Origin of the sequence: Enterobacter cloacae complex sp. IR5441 (assembly GCF_049238215.1) — a bacterium.
Lineage (GTDB): Bacteria > Pseudomonadota > Gammaproteobacteria > Enterobacterales > Enterobacteriaceae > Enterobacter > Enterobacter hormaechei_C.
Map to the genome: position 1 here is coordinate 47070 of NZ_JBMKIA010000014.1, position 20267 is coordinate 67336.

General features: G+C 58.6%; 17 protein-coding genes and 1 pseudogene. 12 read left to right on the plus strand and 6 right to left on the minus strand.

The genetic code is table 11. The features are described from left to right. Positions 1-25: 25 nt before the first annotated feature. On the plus strand, positions 26-724 hold the full coding sequence (gene cpxR, locus ACOTX5_RS15935) for an envelope stress response regulator transcription factor CpxR (RefSeq protein WP_003862004.1): 699 nt from the start codon (positions 26-28) through the stop codon (positions 722-724). Then, positions 721-2094: an envelope stress sensor histidine kinase CpxA gene (gene cpxA, locus ACOTX5_RS15940; RefSeq protein ID WP_015569937.1), complete on the plus strand. Its 1374-nt coding sequence runs from the start codon at positions 721-723 to the stop codon at positions 2092-2094. The genes cpxR and cpxA overlap by 4 nt, the downstream gene beginning before the upstream one ends. A gap of 43 nt (positions 2095-2137) precedes the next feature. On the opposite strand, the gene yiiM is transcribed toward cpxA, so the two are convergent. Together yiiM and sodA are read right to left on the minus strand one after the other, a co-directional pair. Then, positions 2138-2821 carry a 6-hydroxyaminopurine reductase gene (gene yiiM / locus ACOTX5_RS15945; RefSeq protein ID WP_017382697.1) on the minus strand — a complete coding sequence of 228 codons (684 nt, stop codon included), beginning with the start codon at positions 2819-2821 and terminating at the stop codon, positions 2138-2140. Positions 2822-2887: 66 nt separating this feature from the next. Continuing rightward, entirely contained in the window at positions 2888-3508 is a 621-nt protein-coding gene (gene sodA, locus ACOTX5_RS15950; protein WP_045911398.1) for a superoxide dismutase [Mn], read from the minus strand. 288 nt (positions 3509-3796) lie between these two features. Between sodA and rhaT the strand changes: the two are divergent. Next, positions 3797-4830, plus strand: a pseudogene (gene rhaT / locus ACOTX5_RS15955) (L-rhamnose/proton symporter RhaT). Here rhaT and rhaR read toward each other — a convergent pair. Together rhaR and rhaS (ACOTX5_RS15965) are read right to left on the minus strand one after the other, a co-directional pair. Further along, a complete protein-coding gene (rhaR, locus tag ACOTX5_RS15960) occupies positions 4831-5679 on the minus strand; it encodes an HTH-type transcriptional activator RhaR (RefSeq protein WP_045911397.1) in 849 nt (282 codons plus the stop codon). Between the two features lie 73 nt (positions 5680-5752). After that, on the minus strand, positions 5753-6589 hold the full coding sequence (rhaS, locus tag ACOTX5_RS15965) for an HTH-type transcriptional activator RhaS (protein ID WP_015569934.1): 837 nt from the start codon (positions 6587-6589) through the stop codon (positions 5753-5755). 301 nt (positions 6590-6890) lie between these two features. On the opposite strand from rhaS (ACOTX5_RS15965), the gene rhaB reads away from it, so the two are divergent. The 9 genes from rhaB (at position 6891) to rhaM (ending at position 16777) form a co-directional block, all read left to right on the plus strand. Then, complete coding sequence (gene rhaB / locus ACOTX5_RS15970) at positions 6891-8360, plus strand: rhamnulokinase (RefSeq protein ID WP_045911396.1); 1470 nt, start codon at positions 6891-6893, stop codon at positions 8358-8360. After that, positions 8357-9616, plus strand: coding sequence for an L-rhamnose isomerase (gene rhaA / locus ACOTX5_RS15975; protein WP_045142625.1), 1260 nt, complete (start codon positions 8357-8359; stop codon positions 9614-9616). Before rhaB ends, rhaA begins: the two co-directional genes overlap by 4 nt. Before the next feature lie 96 nt (positions 9617-9712). Next, entirely contained in the window at positions 9713-10543 is an 831-nt protein-coding gene (rhaD, locus tag ACOTX5_RS15980) for a rhamnulose-1-phosphate aldolase (protein ID WP_015569930.1), read from the plus strand. 82 nt (positions 10544-10625) lie between these two features. Then, complete coding sequence (gene rhaS, locus ACOTX5_RS15985) at positions 10626-11612, plus strand: rhamnose ABC transporter substrate-binding protein (RefSeq protein ID WP_045327164.1); 987 nt, start codon at positions 10626-10628, stop codon at positions 11610-11612. 99 nt (positions 11613-11711) lie between these two features. Next, positions 11712-13214, plus strand: coding sequence for a sugar ABC transporter ATP-binding protein (locus ACOTX5_RS15990; protein ID WP_015569928.1), 1503 nt, complete (start codon positions 11712-11714; stop codon positions 13212-13214). Further along, positions 13215-14219 carry an ABC transporter permease gene (locus ACOTX5_RS15995; RefSeq protein WP_032651980.1) on the plus strand — a complete coding sequence of 335 codons (1005 nt, stop codon included), beginning with the start codon at positions 13215-13217 and terminating at the stop codon, positions 14217-14219. Beyond that, a complete protein-coding gene (locus tag ACOTX5_RS16000; protein WP_015569926.1) occupies positions 14216-15220 on the plus strand; it encodes an ABC transporter permease in 1005 nt (334 codons plus the stop codon). Before ACOTX5_RS15995 ends, ACOTX5_RS16000 begins: the two co-directional genes overlap by 4 nt. A 97-nt stretch (positions 15221-15317) precedes the next feature. Then, positions 15318-16466 carry a lactaldehyde reductase gene (gene fucO, locus ACOTX5_RS16005; RefSeq protein ID WP_003861980.1) on the plus strand — a complete coding sequence of 383 codons (1149 nt, stop codon included), beginning with the start codon at positions 15318-15320 and terminating at the stop codon, positions 16464-16466. Continuing rightward, positions 16463-16777 (plus strand): L-rhamnose mutarotase, encoded by a 315-nt coding sequence (gene rhaM / locus ACOTX5_RS16010; RefSeq protein WP_045907093.1) that lies wholly within the window; start codon positions 16463-16465, stop codon positions 16775-16777. Before fucO ends, rhaM begins: the two co-directional genes overlap by 4 nt. Here rhaM and ACOTX5_RS16015 read toward each other — a convergent pair. Together ACOTX5_RS16015 and ACOTX5_RS16020 are read right to left on the minus strand one after the other, a co-directional pair. Beyond that, on the minus strand, positions 16765-18042 hold the full coding sequence (locus tag ACOTX5_RS16015; protein ID WP_015569924.1) for an MFS transporter: 1278 nt from the start codon (positions 18040-18042) through the stop codon (positions 16765-16767). The two genes, rhaM and ACOTX5_RS16015, sit on opposite strands and share 13 nt — an antisense overlap. Positions 18043-18086: 44 nt before the next feature. Further along, entirely contained in the window at positions 18087-20210 is a 2124-nt protein-coding gene (locus tag ACOTX5_RS16020) for an alpha-galactosidase (RefSeq protein ID WP_045911395.1), read from the minus strand. Positions 20211-20267 lie beyond the last annotated feature (57 nt).

Sequence of the window (20267 nt, forward strand, 5' to 3'; positions counted from 1 at the left end):
TTTCTGCCTCGGAGGTATTTAAACAATGAATAAAATCCTGTTAGTTGATGATGACCGAGAGCTCACATCTCTTTTAAAGGAGTTGCTCGACATGGAAGGTTTCAACGTCCTGGTTGCCCATGATGGCGAGCAGGCGCTGAGTCTCCTTGACGACAGCATCGATTTACTTTTGCTCGACGTCATGATGCCGAAGAAAAACGGTATTGATACGTTGAAAGAGCTTCGCCAGACACACCAGACCCCCGTCATTATGCTGACCGCACGCGGCAGCGAGCTTGACCGCGTACTCGGCCTTGAGCTGGGTGCGGATGACTATTTACCTAAGCCGTTCAACGACCGTGAACTGGTGGCCCGTATTCGCGCGATCCTGCGCCGCTCTCACTGGAGCGAGCAGCAGCAGAATACCGACAACAGCTCACCTACGCTGGAAGTGGACTCCCTGAGCCTGAACCCGGGCCGCCAGGAAGCGAGCTTCGACGGTGAAACGCTGGAGCTAACCGGCACCGAGTTCACCCTGCTGTATCTGCTGGCACAGCATCTCGGCCAGGTGGTGTCGCGTGAACACTTAAGCCAGGAAGTGCTCGGCAAACGCCTCACCCCGTTTGACCGCGCCATCGACATGCACATCTCTAACCTGCGCCGTAAGCTGCCGGAGCGTAAAGACGGTCACCCATGGTTTAAAACCCTGCGTGGTCGCGGTTATCTGATGGTTTCCGCTTCATGATAGGCAGCTTAACCGCCCGCATCTTCGCCATCTTCTGGCTGACGCTGGCATTGGTTTTAATGCTCGTTTTGATGTTGCCAAAACTCGACTCACGCCAGATGACGGAGCTACTCGACAGCGAGCAACGTCAGGGCGTGATGATCGAGCAGCACGTGGAAGCGGAGCTGGCAAACGATCCGCCGAACGATTTAATGTGGTGGCGCAGGTTGTTTCGCGCTATCGACAAGTGGGCGCCCCCCGGACAACGTCTTTTACTGGTCACCAGTGAAGGCCGCGTGATTGGGGCCGATCGCAATGAAATGCAGATTATCCGCAACTTTATTGGCCAGGCGGATAATGCCGATCACCCACAGAAAAAGAAATATGGTCGGGTAGAGATGGTCGGTCCTTTCTCGGTGCGGGATGGGGAAGACAATTACCAGCTCTATCTGATTCGCCCTGCGAGCAGTTCCCAGTCCGACTTTATCAACCTGCTGTTTGACCGTCCGCTTTTGCTGTTGATTGTCACGATGCTGGTCAGTTCCCCGCTGCTGTTATGGCTGGCGTGGAGCCTGGCGAAACCGGCGCGTAAGCTGAAAAATGCGGCGGACGAAGTGGCGCAGGGCAACCTGAGGCAGCATCCGGAGCTGGAATCCGGGCCGCAGGAGTTCCTGGCCGCCGGAACCAGTTTTAACCAGATGGTCTCTGCTCTTGACCGCATGATGACCGCGCAGCAACGCCTGCTGTCGGATATCTCCCACGAGCTGCGGACGCCGCTCACGCGCTTACAGCTGGGTACCGCCCTGCTGCGCCGCCGCAGCGGTGAGAGTAAAGAGCTGGAGCGTATTGAGACGGAAGCGCATCGCCTGGACAGCATGATCAACGATCTGCTGGTGATGTCTCGCAATCAGCAGAAAAACGCGCTGGTGAGCGAAACGGTGAAAGCCAATCACCTCTGGCATGAGGTGCTGGACAACGCGGCGTTCGAAGCGGAGCAGATGGGCAAATCGTTCACCGTCAACTTCCCGCCGGGCCCGTGGCCGCTCTACGGTAACCCCAACACGCTGGAAAGCGCGCTGGAGAATATCGTGCGTAACGCCCTGCGCTATTCGCACACGAAGATTGAAGTGGCGTTTTCGGTGGATAAAGACGGGATTACGGTCATTGTCGATGACGATGGTCCCGGCGTCAGCCCGGAAGATCGCGAGCAGATTTTCCGTCCGTTCTACCGCACCGACGAGGCGCGCGACCGTGAATCTGGTGGTACGGGGCTAGGTCTGGCGATTGTTGAAACCGCCATGCAACAGCACCGTGGCTGGGTGAAAGCCGATGACAGCCCGCTGGGCGGGCTGAGGTTAACGCTGTGGCTGCCGCTGTATAAGCGTTCGTAACCGTATGTGCCGGGTGGCGGCTTCGCCTTACCCGGCCTACTTTCTACGGAACCTCTTTCCCCCACAATCTCCGCGAACTGCTCTCGATCTTGCCGCTTAACCGCCGCTTCTGCATCGTTCTGGTCCAGCTGGTGGATAATCCCGCCGCTGACAGCAGGCGGTGATACTGCTCGTCATCAAACGGCATATGCCAGGCAATTGCGCAGGCCTCGTATACCGACACCTCACTCAAGCGCGAAGCCAGCTCAAGCGGCGCATCCGCCGAAACCTGTCCCGCCTGCACAACGCGATACAGCCAGCCGGTTTTACCCGCGTTTTGCAGCTGGGCCGACATATCCTGAATGCCGAAATGGTAATTAAGCTTAAAGCACGGTGAGCGCGGCTGGGTAACCTGAATCAAAGCATCGCCCCAGCGGTAAATATCGCCGATAAAGACGTTCTTCTCCGTCAGCCCCTCCGTTGAGAGATTTTCGCCAAACGCGGGGGCGACGAAGAGGTCCGCCTGTTCAGGAAATTCGGCTTTCCAGTGCTGATAGTGCTCGCGCGGATAGTGGCACAGCGCGCGATCGGGCCCGCCGTGGATTTTCTTTTCAGCCTGCTGGTCACCCGCAAGCCCGAGATCGGTCAACGTCAGCTCACCGTCGACCTGCACTTTGGCGATGGCGCTCGGGCGGCTGCCTTCGTACTCCCTTACCTTGCCTGTAAACACATTCACCGGGTAATGCATCTCCACTCCTTCAGATACAAAAAAAGCGAGTCATCAGACTCGCTTCTCACAGGCGTCAATGCAACCTTATTTTTTAGCGGCGAAACGCGCTGCTGCTTCGTCCCAGTTCACTACCTCCCAGAAGGCTTTGATGTAGTCAGGGCGACGGTTCTGGAACTTCAGGTAGTAAGCGTGTTCCCACACGTCCAGACCCAGAATTGGGAAGCCGGATGCGCCAGAGATAGCTTCACCCATCAGCGGGGAGTCCTGGTTAGCGGTAGAAACGACCGCCAGTTTGTCACCTTTCAGGACCAGCCACGCCCAGCCAGAGCCGAAACGGGTTGCAGCGGCTTTTTCGAATTCCGCTTTGAAGTTGTCAACGGAACCGAAGTCACGCTCGATAGCCGCTTTCAGGTCGCCCTGAAGGGTGGTGCCGGTTTTCAGGCCTTTCCAGAACAGGCTGTGGTTAGCGTGACCGCCCGCGTTGTTGCGCAGCACGGTTTTCTTGTCTGCCGGCAGCTGGTCCAGTTTGGTGATCAGCTCTTCAACAGGCAGATTAGCGAACTCTGGCAGGCTTTCCAGCGCAGCATTCGCGTTGTTCACATAGGTCTGGTGGTGTTTAGTGTGATGGATTTCCATCGTCTGCTTGTCGAAATGCGGTTCCAGTGCGTCGTAGGCATACGGCAGGGATGGCAGTGTATAACTCATAATCCTCTCCATTATTGTCGGGCGGCACAGCTGTTAATGCCGCGTAAGCAGTTGGTTCATTATAGTTAATTAAATGATATTGAAAATGATTATCAATGCCGTAGTTTTTATAAGGTTATTAGATTTTTGATAAATGACAAAATTGTGAGTCTGCTCACGTGCTTAACGTGCTGATTGCCATCCTGAACAAAAGTGCGGCAACCTTCTGAAGGTTCCCAAACCGCCTCATTTTTACACTCATCAAGTCGGCGGGAAGCCTCCGGCTATAAAAACGATGAGGATGTAAAAATGAATCATGCGATTACGATGGGTATTTTCTGGCATTTGATAGGCGCGGCCAGTGCAGCCTGTTTCTATGCCCCGTTTAAAAAGGTGAAAGGCTGGTCATGGGAAACCATGTGGTCCGTTGGCGGCACCGTGTCCTGGCTGATTTTGCCGTGGACAATCAGCGCCATGCTGCTGCCCGATTTCTGGGGCTACTTCTCCTCCTTCAACGCCTCCACCCTGCTGCCGGTATTCCTGTTCGGCGCGATGTGGGGCATCGGAAATATCAACTACGGCCTCACCATGCGCTACCTAGGCATGTCGATGGGGATTGGCATCGCGATTGGCATTACGCTGATTGTTGGCACCCTGATGACGCCAATCCTCAACGGCCACTTCGACGTGCTGATCAACACTCAGGGCGGGCGAATGACGCTGCTGGGCGTGCTGGTGGCGGTGATCGGCGTGGGCATCGTCACCCGCGCAGGCCAGCTGAAAGAACGCAAGATGGGCATCAAAGCCGAAGAGTTCAACCTGAAGAAAGGGCTGCTGCTGGCGGTGATGTGCGGCGTATTCTCGGCGGGCATGTCGTTCGCCATGAACGCCGCCAAACCGATGCACGACGCCGCTGCGGCGCTGGGCGTCGATCCGCTGTACGTTGCCCTGCCAAGCTACGTGGTGATCATGGGCGGCGGCGCGCTGGTAAACCTCGGCTTCTGCTTCATTCGTCTGGCAAAAGTGAAGAACCTGTCGGTAAAAGCCGACTTCTCGCTGGCAAAACCGCTGATCGTCACCAACGTCCTGCTCTCCGCCCTCGGCGGTCTGATGTGGTATCTGCAATTCTTCTTCTACGCCTGGGTCACGCCAGTATTCCGGCGCAGTATGACTACATGAGCTGGATGCTGCACATGAGCTTCTACGTGCTGTGCGGCGGGCTGGTTGGGCTGGTGCTGAAAGAGTGGAACAATGCCGGGCGTCGTCCGGTTGGCGTGCTGAGCCTGGGCTGTGTGGTGATTATCATTGCGGCCAATATCGTCGGCCTCGGCATGGCGAACTGATTACGCTGCCTTTCGACTGCGATGACGCCACTGAACCGGCGTCATCCCCACCTCACGGTTAAACACCACCGAAAAGTAGTTACTGTCCTCAAAGCCGCAGCGCATCGCCACTTCACTCACCATCAGCTCCGTATGCTGTAACAGGTACTGGGCGTGGCAGATGCGCAGCTGGCGCAGATAGTGGTTGACCGTCATCCCCGTCTGGGTGCGGAACTGCTGGCGCAGCGCGCGCTCGCTGCACTGCTCCTGCTCGCAGAATTTTTCCAGCACGAAACTCTTGTTCAGACTGCCCGCAAGCCGGGTGATGAGCTTATCCAGCAGCGCTTCCTGTGTGGTAGCAGAGGGATTATCCGTAGCGTAACGATGCCGCTTCAGGGTCATCACCAGCTGGGCAAAAAGCAGCTCCGACATCTGGTTTGCCACCGGATCGCTCTTCTGGCTCTCCTGCTCCAGCTGGGAAATCGCCTGGCGCACCTGAGCCATGCCGTTGCTGCTTAAGCGCCAGTGCGGTTCGCCTCTGGCATCATGAAAACCGGGGATATTGCCCGCCCAGTCGACATTCAGTTTAAGTCTGTCGGGGCAGTAGATGACGTTCTGCAACACCAGATCGTTAACCGAGGCGTAGGAGTGTTTGTCTTCAGCGCGGATGTAGAACAGGTCTCCGCGCGTGATGCGGTAGGGGCGGTCGTTGAGGACGTGCAGGCCGTTGCCTCGCCATACCAGCACCAGCTCGCAAAACTCGTGGGTGTGCTCGGCAAAGACGTTTTGCGGGTAGCGGTCGGCCACCGCGACGGCCTGACTCGCGGAGGCAAAAAAATCATCTTTGCGAAGAATGAGCTGAGCAGCCACACCACAACCTCTACGGCGAATAACCGGACATTATTAGCCTTTTTGCAGCAAAAAAACGGTGACTGCCCTCGCGTTACTGAAGCAACGCGTCTTTCCCCTGACGAATATCACGCGGCGACCAGTTAAACTCCCGGCGAAAAAGCGTCGAAAAGTGGTTACTGTCGCCGAATCCGCAGCGATAGGCGATATCGGTGACGCTTTCGTCGGTATGACGTAAAAGGTGCCGCGCTTTGATCAGGCGCAGACGGTTGAGGTAGCGCTGCGGCGTCAGCCCGGTATGCTGCTTGAGCTGACGATGCAGCGTGCGCAGCGAGAGCGAAAAGTCATCCGCCAGCGTTTCCCAGCAGACATCTTCGGCAAAATGATCTTCCAGCCAGGCCATCAGCTGATTCAGGCGCGCGTCGTTATTTTCCAGCCCTTCCACCAGGCTGCTGCGCCGCAGCAGCACCAGCAGCTGCATAAACAGCAGCTCGCGGGTAGCAATGGCGTGCGTCTCCTGTCCATCCTCGCTCTGCTCCATCTGGCTCACCAGCTGACGCACCTGCTGCAACGTGGACTGATTCACCCGCCAGTGCGAGGGGTAGTGACCGTCCTTCTCCTGCGGCAACAGCTGATTCAGCCCGGAGAGAAACTGGAACGCATCCGGAGAACGATAGAGCACATTGGTCAGGCAAAGGTTGTCGGTATGTTCATACAGGTGCCTGTCGTGATCGCGCACGAAGCACACCGTACCGCCGCTGATGGTATACGGCTGACCGTTAAACACGTGGATACCCGTTCCGTGCTCAACAATCACAATTTCATGAAAATCATGATGATGCTCCGGGAACGCAGCCTGAGGCAGCCGTGGCTCAATCGCGACCGGCGAAGCCCCCGATGGAAAAAAATCGACGCTGTGCAGTACGGTCATAACGGCCCCCACCAATGAGAAAAGTTCTCAAAATAGTAATTAAGGCCTTCCACGCTCACCTTAAATTTTTGACAGCAAACCGCGCAAAAGCTGTCGGTTTTTCAAGAAACAGACGGAAAGATCAGGAAATGCGGTCAGCGTCACACTGCCTGCAAACCCCGCCATTACTGGAAACTGTGAACTCCCTCACGTTCATCTTTGCTTTCTTGCCAGCGCGAGATTTGGGCTGTCAGTGGCGAGAAGGTGGCTATTTCTCCCCTTTCTTACACTCCTCGCTAATGACTTAAGAAAGGACCCGACCATGACTTTTCGCCATTGTGTGGCTGTCGATTTAGGCGCATCCAGCGGCCGTGTAATGCTCGCCACCTGGGACTGCGACCTGCACACCCTTACGCTTCGCGAAATGCACCGTTTCGCCAATTGTCTGCAAAAACAGGACGGTTTTGTTACCTGGGATATCGACGCCCTGGAAGCAGAGATCCGCACCGGACTTCACAACGTCTGCGAAGACGGTATTCGCATCGACAGTATCGGCATTGATACCTGGGGTGTGGATTACGTACTGCTGGACAGTCATGGCGAACGCGTCGGCCTGCCCGTCTCCTACCGCGACAGCCGCACCGATGGGCTAATGGCGCACGCCATCGCCCAGCTTGGCAAGGAGAACATCTATGGTCGCAGCGGCATTCAGTTTATCCCGTTTAACACGCTGTATCAGCTGCGCGCGCTGGTTGAGCAACAGCCAGAGCTGGTCGAAAAGGTGGCGCATGCGCTGCTGATCCCGGACTACTTAAGCTACCGTCTGACCGGCAACATGAACTGGGAATACACCAACGCCACCACCACGCAGCTGGTTAACATCAACACCGATAACTGGGATGAACATCTGCTGGCCTGGACGGGCGCCTCGCCGTCCTGGTTCGGCGCGCCAACCCATCCGGGCAATGTGATCGGCCACTGGCTTTGCCCACAGGGGAATGAAATCCCTGTTGTCGCCGTCGCCAGTCACGACACCGCGAGCGCGGTCATTGCCTCGCCGCTCGCCGGCAGAGACGCGGCGTACCTCTCTTCCGGCACCTGGTCGCTGATGGGCTTTGAGAGCAAAACACCCTACACCAGCGATGCCGCACTGGCGGCGAACATCACTAACGAAGGTGGCGCCGAAGGGCGCTACCGGGTGCTGAAGAACATCATGGGCCTGTGGCTGCTCCAGCGGGTGCTGAAAGAGCAGAACATCACCGACCTGCCCGCGCTTATCGCGGAAACCGAAACGCTGAAGGCCTGCACCTTCCTGATTAACCCGAACGACGACCGCTTTATCAACCCGGCGCACATGAGCGCTGAAATCCAGGCCGCCTGTTTTGAAGCGGGGCAGCCGGTACCTTCCCGCCCCGCCGAGCTGGCGCGCTGCATTTTTGACAGTCTCGCCCTGCTCTATGCCGACATCCTGAGCGAGCTGGCTGACCTTCGCGGCAAACCGTTCACGCAGCTGCATATCGTGGGCGGCGGCTGCCAGAACCAGCTGCTGAACCAGCTCTGCGCGGATGCCTGCGGCATTACCGTGGTGGCAGGTCCGATTGAAGCCTCCACGCTCGGCAATATCGGCATTCAGCTGATGACCCTGGACGAACTTTCAAACGTCGACGATTTCCGTTCGGTGGTGACGGCGAATAACAGCCTGACCACCTTCACCCCCCATCCCTGCCATGAAATTGCCCGCTACCGGGCGCAGTTTCAGCAAAAACGACTGACTAAGGAGCTTTGCGCATGACCACTCAACTTGAACAAGCCTGGGACCTGGCTAAACAGCGTTTCGCCGCCGTCGGCGTGGATGTCGAAGAGGCGCTGCGCCAGCTCGACCGTCTGCCCGTCTCCATGCACTGCTGGCAGGGTGATGACGTTGCTGGCTTCGAGAACCCGGGCGGTTCCCTGACGGGGGGGATTCAGGCCACGGGTAACTATCCGGGCAAAGCGCGCAACGCCACCGAACTGCGTGCGGATCTGGAGCTGGCGCTGAGCCTGATCCCCGGGCCAAAGCGCCTGAATCTGCACGCCATTTATCTCGAATCCGACGAGCCGGTGGCGCGTAATGAAATCAAACCGGAGCACTTTACGAACTGGGTGGCGTGGGCGAAAGCCAACAAGCTGGGCCTGGACTTTAACCCCTCCTGCTTCTCGCACCCGCTGAGCGCGGACGGCTTTACCCTTGCGCACGCCAACGACGAAATCCGCCAGTTCTGGATCGACCATGTCAAAGCCAGCCGCCGCGTTTCTGCGTATTTCGGCGAGCAGCTTGGCACACCGTCGGTGATGAACATCTGGATCCCGGACGGTATGAAGGACATCACCGTCGACCGTCTGGCCCCGCGCCAGCGCCTGCTGGCCGCGCTGGATGAGGCCATCAGCGAGAAGCTGGACCCGGCGCACCACATCGACGCCGTGGAGAGCAAGCTGTTCGGCATTGGCGCCGAGAGCTACACCGTCGGCTCGAACGAGTTCTACATGGGGTACGCCACCAGCCGCCAGACCGCGCTGTGCCTGGATGCCGGTCACTTCCACCCAACCGAGGTGATCTCCGACAAAATCTCCGCTGCCATGCTCTACGTGCCGCGCCTGCTGCTGCACGTCAGCCGCCCGGTGCGCTGGGACAGCGACCACGTGGTGCTACTGGATGACGAAACCCAGGCGATTGCCAGCGAAATCATCCGCCACGATCTGTTCGACCGCGTACACATTGGCCTCGACTTCTTCGACGCTTCCATCAACCGCATCGCGGCGTGGGTTATCGGCACCCGCAACATGAAGAAAGCCCTGCTGCGCGCGCTGCTGGAGCCTGTCGCCGCCCTGAAACAGCTGGAAGAAAACGGCGACTACACCGCGCGCCTGGCGCTGCTGGAAGAGCAGAAATCCCTGCCGTGGCAGGCAGTGTGGGAGATGTACTGCCAGCGTCACGATGCGCCTGCGGGCAGCCAGTGGCTGGACAACGTGCGGGCATATGAGAAAGACGTTCTTGCCGCTCGTCAGTAAAAAACATTGCCCGGCGGCGCGTTGCTTGCCGGGCCTACAGGTAAAAGTAGGCCGGGTAAGCAACGCGCCACCCGGCATTTTCAAAGGAAACACAGTATGCAGACCATCACCACCTCCTGGTTCGTCCAGGGCATGATCAAAGCCACCTCCGACGCCTGGCTGAAGGGCTGGGACGAGCGCAACGGCGGCAACCTGACGCTGCGCCTGGACGATGCGGATATCGAACCGTTCGCAGCCGATTTCCACCAGAAGCCGCGCTATATCGCCCTGAGCCAGCCGATGCCGCTGCTCGCCAACACGCCGTTTATCGTCACCGGTTCCGGGAAGTTCTTCCGCAACGTTCAGCTCGACCCGCAGGCCAACCTCGGCGTAGTGAAAGTGGATAGCGACGGCGCGGGCTACCACATTCTGTGGGGTCTGACCGATGAAGCAGTGCCAACCTCTGAGCTGCCGGCGCACTTCCTCTCCCACTGCGAGCGCATCAAGGCGACCAATGGCAAGGACCGCGTGATCATGCACTGCCACGCCACCAACCTGATCGCCCTGACCTACGTGCTGGAAAACAATTCTGATTTCTTCACCCGCAAACTGTGGGAAGGCAGCACCGAGTGTCTGGTGGTGTTCCCGGACGGCGTCGGCATTCTGCCGTGGATGGTGCCGGGCACCGACGAAATCGGCCAGGCAACCGCGACGGACATGCAGAAACATTCACTGGTGCTGTGGCCATTCCACGGCGTCTTCGGCAGCGGCCCGACGCTGGATGAAACCTTCGGCCTGATCGACACCGCCGAGAAATCCGCAGAGGTGCTGGTGAAGGTTTATTCCATGGGCGGCATGAAGCAGACCATCACCCGGGAAGAGCTGATCGCCCTGGGCAAACGCTTTGGCGTCACCCCCATGCAGTCGGCGTTAGATTTGTACCAATAACAACATCGCGCCCCGCTCATTGAGACGGGGCGAAAACCACCTGCAATCCCTACAACTAACTCAAGTCAGTGGAGTAAAAGCAATGAAAATAAAAGCAAGCTTGATCCTCACCGTTGCCGCTCTGGCGTTGTCCGGTTCCGCTTTAGCAGAAGTGAAAATCGCCCTGGTGGCGAAGTCCTTAGGGAATGGATTCTTCGAGGCAGCGAACGTCGGCGCGCAGGAGGCGGCCAAAGAGTTAGGCGATGTAAAAGTGATTTATACCGGCCCGACCACCACCACGGCGGAAGCGCAGATCGAGGTGCTGAACGGGCTGATCGCCCAGGGCGTGGATGCGATCGCGATTTCCGCGAACGATCCGGACGCCGTCGTGCCGGTGCTGAAAAAAGCGATGCAGCGCGGCATCAAGGTTGTGTCGTGGGATTCCGGCGTGGCGAAAGCCGGGCGTCAGATCCATCTCAACCCGTCCAATAACGCCCTGATTGGCGAAACTAACGTCAAGCTCGCCGCCGATGCCCTGAAAGCGCTGAACGTGGAGAAAGGCGATGTGGCGGTGCTGAGCGCCACGCCAACCTCCACCAACCAGAACACCTGGATTGCGGAGATGAAAAAGGTGCTGCCGAAGTACCCGTCCGTCAATCTGGTGACCGTGGCCTACGGGGACGATCTCTCTGACAAGAGCTACCGCGAAGCGGTCGGCCTGCTGAAAACCTACCCGGAGCTGAAAGTGATTGTTTCGCCTTCTTCCGTGGGCATTGTGGCTGCCGCGCAGGCGGTGAAGGACCAGGGCAAGATTGGCAAAGTGTACGTCACCGGTTTAGGCCTGCCGTCTGAGATGGCGGGCGCGGTGAAGTCCGGCGCAAGCAAGAGCTTTGCCATCTGGAACCCGATTGACCTGGGCTATGCCGCAACCTACCTGGCGGATGACCTGGTAAAAGGCACGGCCACCAAAGACGAAGCCAGCATGGGTAAACTGGGCAAAGTGAAGCTGGATGCCGACGGCAACGGCGCGATGGCCGAGCCGTTCGTCTACGATGCCAGCAATATTGATAAGTTCTCAAAAATCTTTTGATGCGATTTGTAGGCCGGATAAGCGTAGCGCCATCCGGCAAAAGGCGGGTGGCGCTGCCGCTTACCCGCCCTACAAATTCCCCTGTCCAGGAGAACTATCATGACCCCATTGCTACAGCTTTCTGGCATCACGAAGGTGTTCCCCGGCGTGCGTGCTCTTGAGAACGTGCAGCTTGCACTGTGGCCCGGCAAAGTGACGGCGCTTATCGGCGAAAACGGCGCGGGCAAGTCGACGCTGGTCAAAGTGATGACCGGCATATATCAGCCCGACGAGGGCGAAATTCTCTACAAGGCGATCCCCGTTCACCTTCCGACGCCGGAGTCGGCGCATAAAATGGGCATCACCGCCATTCACCAGGAAACCGTCCTGTTCGATGAACTCTCGGTCACCGAAAATATCTTTGTCGGTCAGTACCTTCACAAAGGCTTCCTGAAAAAGCTCGACTGGCCGGAAATGCACCGCCGGGCGCAGGCTATTCTCGCCCGCCTTGAGGTGCAAATCGACCCGCGCGCAACGCTGAAAACCCTGAGCATCGCCCAGCGTCACATGGTGGCGATTGCCCGCGCGCTGTCGTTTGAGGCGCAGGTGGTGATCCTCGATGAACCCACGGCGGCGCTGTCACAGCATGAAATCCTCGAGTTTTACCAGATTGTGGAGCGCTTAAAGCAGGAGGGCAAAGCCATCCTGTTTATCTCCCACAAGTTCGACGAGATTTTTGAGCTGGCCGATCACTACACCATTTTGCGCGACGGCGTGTTCGTCGGTGCAGGGGCAATAAATGAGATCACCGAGGAGCGGATGGTGTCGATGATGGTCGGGCGCGCCATTACCCAAACCTTCCCGAAAATCGACTGCGAAAAAGGCGAGACGGTGCTGGAGGTGAAAAACCTCTGCCATCCAACCGAGTTTGCGCATATCTCGTTCTCCCTGCGTAAAGGGGAAATCCTCGGCTTTTACGGGCTGGTGGGTGCCGGGCGTACCGAATTGATGCAGGCGCTTTCCGGCGTCACGCGGCCATCGTCCGGGGAAATTATCCTCAATGGCCAGCCCCGGCGCTTCCGCCAGCCTGCGGATGCGATCAAGGCCGGTATCGTCTGTGTGCCGGAAGAAAGGCAGAAACAGGGGGCGATTATCGCCCTGCCGATTGCCCAGAACATCAGCCTGCCTCAGCTCAGCAGGCTCAATCCGAACGGCGTACTGCACGACGACCGCGAATGGAAGCTGGCAGACGAATACGCCAGACGCCTGCAAGTGAAAGCCTTCAGCTGGAAGCAGGCGGTGGAGACCCTCTCTGGCGGCAACCAGCAAAAGGTGGTGATCGGCAAATGGCTGGCGACGCACCCTGACGTGATCATCCTCGATGAGCCAACAAAAGGCATCGATATCGGCTCAAAGGCAGCCGTGCATCAGTTTATGTCCGAGCTGGTCAGTCAGGGGCTGGCGGTGATTATGGTCTCGTCCGAACTGCCGGAAGTGATGGGCATGGCGGATCGCATTATCGTCATGCACGAGGGGCTGATGGTGGCCGAATACCAGGCGGGAGACGCGACGGCGGAAACCATCGTCAGCGCCGCCAGCGGTGCAAAACAGGAGGCGGCATAAATGCTTAGCTCACTCTTAAAACACCGCGAGGCGCTGCTTGGCGCGGTGATTGTCCTGATGGTCGTCGCCATTGGCAGCCGCGTGCCATCGTTTATCGCACCGGGCAATCTGGTGGAGATGTTTAACGACACCGCCATTCTGATCGTCCTCGCGCTCGGGCAGATGATGGTGCTGCTCACTAAAGGCATCGACCTGTCGATGGCGGCTAATCTGGCCCTGACCGGGATGATTGTCGCCCTGATTAATTTCCATTACCCGGACGTGCCCGTCTGGGCGCTGCTGATCCTTGCCAGCGCGCTTGGGCTGCTGATGGGCGCAATAAACGGCCTGCTGGTGTGGAAACTGGGCATTCCGGCGATTGTGGTGACGCTCGGCACCATGAGCATCTACCGCGGAATGATCTTTTTGCTCTCCGGCGGCGGCTGGGTGAACTCCAACCAGATGGGTGCAAACTTCCTCGGCCTGCCGCGTGCGTCAGTGCTGGGCCTGCCGGTGCTGAGCTGGTGCGCCATCGCCGTACTGCTGCTGGTGGGCTACTTCCTGCGCTACAGTCGCACCGGACGGGCGCTCTACACCGCAGGCGGGAACGCCACGGCAGCGTACTACACCGGGATCAACGCCGGGAAAATGCAGTTCATCAGCTTCTGCCTTTCCGGTCTGCTGGCCGGGTTCTGCGGCTACCTGTGGATATCACGCTTTGCCGTTGCGTATGTTGACGTCGCTAACGGTTTTGAATTGCAGGTGGTGGCAGCCTGTGTGATTGGCGGGATCAGCACCATGGGCGGCACCGGCCGCGTGCTCGGCTGTCTGTTCGGGGCGCTGTTCCTTGGCGTCATCAACAACGCCCTGCCGGTGATCGGCGTCTCCCCGTTCTGGCAGATGGCGATTTCCGGCTCGGTCATTGTCATCGCTGTGCTGCTGAACGAGCGCGGCAACAAGCGCAAAGGCAGGCTGATCCTGCGCGACGCGGCGCTGGCACGTCAGAAACTGGCGGTGAAACCATGAGCAAAATGATGACATCTGAAGAGTTCAAACCCACTTCTGCGCCGGGCATCTTCCAGCGCCTGCTGTGCTGGGAGGGCTTCCTGCTGGCGGTGACGCTGGCGGTGTTTGTGGTGAACGCGCTCGCCTCGCCCTACTTCCTCAATATCTGGAACCTCTCCGACGCGACGTTCAACTTCACGGAAAAAGCGATCATTGTGTTGCCGATGGCGATGCTGATTATCGCCCGGGAAATTGACCTGTCTGTGGCCTCCACCATCGCGCTCAGCTCCACGGTGATGGGCTTTTGCGCGGCAGCGGGCGTCGATACGCCGCTGCTGGTGTGCGTGGGATTAGGCGTCGGGCTACTGTGCGGGCTGTTCAACGGTATTCTGGTGACGCGCTTTAACCTGTCGTCCATCGTCATCACCATCGGCACCATGAGCCTGTACCGCGGGATCACCTACATCCTGCTCGGGGACCAGGCGCTGAACAGCTACCCGGAGAGCTTCGCCTGGTTCGGCCAGGGCTACGTCTGGGGTGCGCTGTCGTTTGAGTTCGCGCTGTTTATCGTGCTGGCCGCTCTGTTTGCCTTTGTGCTGCACCGCACCAATTTTGGCCGCCGCACCTACGCCATCGGCAACAACCCGACCGGCGCGTGGTACTCAGGCATCAACGTGAAGCGCCACAACCTGATCCTGTTTGCGCTGGTAGGACTGATGTCCGGCCTGGCGTCGGTGCTGCTCACCTCGCGTCTGGGCAGTACCCGCCCGACCATCGCGATGGGATGGGAGCTGGCGGTGGTGACGATGGCGGTGCTCGGCGGCGTCAATATTCTCGGTGGGTCCGGCAGCATGGTGGGCGTGATTATCGCCGCCTTCCTGATGGGGCTGGTGACCTTCGGCCTGAGCCTGCTCAACGTGCCCGGCATTGTGATGTCAGTGATTATCGGCGCGATGCTGATCGTGGTGATTTCGCTGCCGATTATTACCCGCCGGGTGATGCAGCGAAGACGGATCTCATAGCCGGGTGGCACTGCGTTTACCCGGCCTACTTAACCGTAGGCCCGCGCAAGCGCAGCGCCGCCGGGCATAAAAATCAAAGTAATTAAGGAGAATTATCATGAGCTTTATGTTGGCACTCCCCAAAATCAGCCTGCACGGCGCGGGCGCGATCGGCGATATGGTCAATCTGGTGGCAAACAAACAGTGGGGAAAAGCGCTGATTGTCACCGACGGCCAGCTGGTGAAACTTGGCCTGCTCGACAGTTTGTTTTCCGCGCTCGACGCCCATCAGATGTCGTATCACCTGTTCGATGAGGTATTCCCGAATCCGACGGAAGCGCTGGTGCAAAAAGGCTATGCGGCATATCAGGATGCGGAGTGTGATTACCTGATTGCCTTTGGCGGCGGCAGCCCGATTGATACCGCCAAGGCAATCAAAATCCTCACCGCCAATCCCGGTCCGTCAACCGATTACTCCGGCGTCGGCAAGGTGAAAAACGCGGGCGTGCCGCTGGTGGCGATCAACACCACCGCAGGCACGGCAGCAGAGATGACCAGCAACGCGGTGATCATTGACGCCGCGCGGCAGGTGAAAGAGGTGATTATCGACCCGAACATCATCCCGGATATCGCCGTGGACGATGCCAGCGTGATGCTTGATATTCCGGCCTCCGTGACCGCCGCAACCGGCATGGATGCGTTGACTCATGCGATTGAAGCCTACGTGTCCGTCGGCGCGCACCCGCTCACTGATGCCAACGCGCTGGAAGCGATTCGCCTGATCAACCTCTGGCTGCCGAAAGCGGTCGACGACGGTCACAATCTGGAAGCGCGCGAGCAGATGGCCTTTGGTCAGTATCTGGCGGGCATGGCGTTTAACAGCGCCGGTCTGGGGCTGGTGCACGCCCTGGCGCACCAGCCGGGCGCGACGCACAACCTGCCACACGGCGTGTGCAACGCCATTCTGCTGCCGATCATCGAAAACTTTAACCGCCCGAACGCGGTCGCACGTTTCGCCCGCGTGGCGCAGGCGATGGGCGTTGACACGCGCGGCATGAGCGATGAAGCGGCCAGCATGTCAGCTATTCAGGCGATTCGTGACCTGAGCGCCCGGGTCGGCATTCCGTCCGGATTTAGCCAGCTCGGCGTCACCAAAGCCGATATTGAAGGCTGGCTGGATAAAGCCCTCGCCGACCCGTGCGCGCCGTGCAACCCGCGCACCGCCAGCCGCGATGAGGTCCGCGAGCTGTACCTGGAGGCTTTATGATCCGCAAAGCGTTTGTGATGCAGGTAAACCCGGACGCGCACGAGGAGTACGCACGTCGCCACAACCCGATCTGGCCTGAGCTGGAGACGGTACTGAAAGCCCACGGCGCGCACCACTACGCCATCTATCTCGACAAAGCTCGCAACCTGCTGTTTGCGACGGTGGAGATTGAATCGGAAGAGCGCTGGAACGCGGTGGCAAACACCGATGTCTGCCAGCGCTGGTGGAAATATATGGGTGACGTTATGCCGTCGAACCCGGATAACAGCCCGGTGAGTTCGGCGCTGAAAGAGGTGTTTTACCTGGACTGATGTGTTAACGCTGCTGCCCCCGAGGCGGCAGCAATCTCCCGCCTGCCACTCAGCGTAAACGCCGACACCACCGTGATCGCCAGCACGAAGCAGCCCAGTATCAGATACGTCTCCTGGAAGCCGACCCGGTCATACATATTTCCGGCAAAGGCGGAGAGGAAGATCGCCGCCGACTGTTTGGCAAACTGGAAGCCAATCAGGTAGATGGTGGCCGACAGGCGCGTATCAAACACCCCGGTGATGTACTTGAATGCCCCCACCAGCAGGAACGGGACTTCCAGCGCGTGCAGCATCTTCAGGGCAATCACCTCCACGGCAGTGGTGGCAAACGACGAGCCGATAATGCGCGTCGCCATGATCACCCCGGCAATCAGCAGCGTGTTTTTCGCGCCGATGCGGTTAATGATCCACGGCGAGCAGAACATAATGATCGCGTTACAGATTTCCCCCGCCGTGGTGGCGAAACCAAAGGCACGGGTCCCCTCCTGCGGCGTGGCGAAGAAGGTTTTGAAGAAGGTGGCAAACTGCTGGTCGAAGACGTCATACACGCAGGCCACGCCAATCACGTACAGGATGAACATCCACATTCTGCGCTGGCGGAACAAGGTAAAAACGGTTTTAGCGGTGATCTGCGGCTGATTCGCGCCCAGGGCGTTCATCACCTGCGCCGTCTGGTTAGGCTTCGGTTTCGCGACCACCAGCAGCAGCATCAGCAACAGCGCCGCGGCCGACCCCATCCAGAAGACGTACGACGGATCGATGCCGAACAGGATGCCGCCCGTTGAGGCGCACAGCCCCCAGCCGAGACAGCCGAACATACGCGCCTTGCCGTACTCAAAAAAGCTGTTGCGGCTTACGCGCTCAATATAGGCCTCAATCGCCCCCGACCCCGCTGAGAAGACAAAGCCGATATACAACCCACCGCTCAGCGCCCCCAGCCAGATATTGGTTTTCAGCAGCGGGGCGAAGACGTACAGGAAGAACGGCGCGAACAGGAACAGCAGCACCGAGATGATCCAAAGCAGGTGTTTTTTCAGCCCCAGCTTGTCCGAAATGACCCCCAGCACCGGCTGGAAGGCAATGGCCGACAGCGAGATGCAGGAGAAAACAATCCCGGTATGGGTTTTGTTCAGGCCGATGATGTCCGACAGCCAGATCGGCAGGAACGGAAAGCAGGTGGCCATGATGAAGAAGTAGAGAAAGAAGAACAGCCCGAAGATCCAGAAATTAGGGTTGTCTTTGTGGGTACAGGTTGTTGTGTTCATTATTTTTATCCTCAACGGAGGGCCGGTTGCCCGGCCCGTCACCCTTACACGCGTTCCACACCAATCAGAATGGCGGTTTCCGGATCCAGAATCGGCAGTGCAATACCCGCCTGCATCAGCCACTCACCGCTTACCGTTTGCGGCGCGTTCATCCACGCCGGCAGCTTACGCATGGTGTGCCCGCCCTCGCCCGTAATCTGGATGTTCGGGTGATCGAGCAGCGTGATGCGGTACAGCGCGCTGGCGTCTAACCCCGGCATGCGCAGCGGCATCATCAGGGTGTAATCCGGCATCGCGAGCTGGCTGACCAAAAACAGCCCCTGCGTCTTATCTTCGCTCACTATACCCTGCGCCAGAGTGGTGGCGTCCGGCATATCCACGCGCCACTGGGTGCCGTGATGAATGACCTCTCGCCACCGCTTGTGCAGCGCGGCGTAATGGCGATAGCCTTCACGCTCCTGCGCATCGACGGTGAGCGGATCCAGCTCCAGCCCCATGTGACCAAACAGCGCTGTTAGCCCGCGGAACTGAATGCTGTGCTGGCGGAAGGTGGCGTGACATTTATGATGACCGATATGCGCCCCCATCACCTCCGGCGGGAAGAAGTAGCTCATGCCGCGCTGGATAGTGTTGCGCTCCAGCGCGTCGTTGTTATCGGACGCCCAGAAGCGGTGGCTGCGGGTCAGCACTTCGTAATCAATACGCCCGCCACCCGACGAGCAGGATTCAAACTCAATGTGCGGGAAGCGCTCGCCCAGCACGTCCAGCAGGCGGTAAAACTGGCGCGTCTGGGCGTCGGCGGCGGCTTTGCCCTTGTGCCCTGGCTGCACCAGCTCGCGGTTCATATCCCATTTCACGTAGTCGACCGCGTGTTCGCCCAGCAGCCAGCTCATGCGTTCGACCAGATATTCAAAGGCCTGCGGAATATTGAGATTGAGGACCAGCTGGTGTCGCCCGGTCGCCTGGGCGTAGCCCGGCAGCGCTAGCACCCAGTCAGGGTGCGCGCGATACAGATCGGAATCGGGGTTAATCATCTCCGGCTCAACCCAGATACCAAACTCCATGCTGAGCTGTTTAACGTGATCGATTACCGGCTTTAGGCCGTTCGGGTATTTTTTCTTGTCCAGATACCAGTCGCCCAGCGCGGCGTGGTCGTCGTTGCGGCCTATAAACCAGCCGTCGTCGATAATAAAGCGCTCCACGCCCAGCGCAGCGGCCTCGTCGGCCATGCGCATGATGTAGTCCGGATCGTGGTTGAAGTAGATCCCCTCCCAGGTGTTGAGGTGCACCGGGCGCGGTTTATCTTCCGGGAAGCGGATAACATTGTCGCGCAGGTAGCGGTGGAACTGCTGGCTCATGCCGTTCAGCCCGTGCGGGGAGTGGCTGGCATACAGGCGCGGCGTCCAGAGCGTTTCCCCCTCTTCAATCGCCATTTCACCCGGCAGGTAGAGCGCTTCGGCCTGCATATAGCGGCGGCCATCGGTTTTCGCCTCTGCGCGCAAGCGGTGGTTACCACTCCAGCCCAGATGTATACCCCAGACGTTGCCGTGCATTTCACTGAATGACGGCGTACCTGAAATCAGCGCCGGGAAATGTTCATGGGAGGTTTTACCCCGACGGTTTTCAATCACAAAGCTGTCATGTTCAAGCATCACGCGGTGCGGCTGAAACTCCCTGATCCAGCGTCCGTGGAAGGCCATCACCTCCTGCGCGCGTTCGGCCACCGGCAGCGTCACGGCAAATCGATCCACCTGCCACGCCTGCATTTTCAGGTTGGTTAACCCATGACGCACCACCAGTACGCCGCTGGCATCCAGCGTTATTTCACTGGTCAGACGCAGGCCTGCATGCTCGTCTTCAGCAGTGATTGTCAGGGCGTTTAACGCCTGCTGCACCTGCGTGGTTTTAAATACCGGCGATCCGTCCAGCCCCTGGCGGTGCCCCTCGATGCCCGGCGAGCCAAACAGCCCATGCCCCAGCTCTGCCATCAGCGTGACGGGGGAGTCGACGTCCAGCCTGCCATTAGCAACCGGGCGCGCAATACTCAGCACATCCTGCGGCGAAAAGTGCTGAAGGTGTGGCCCCCAGTAGAGAATTTCGGCGAACGGGTGGGTTTTTACCACCACGTCAACCGTATTGCTTTCAAGTCGAAAAATGGAATCTTGCATCAGACATCTCCTGTCATCGGGATGTCCTGAGTGTTGATCCGAAACGTTTCGGATACA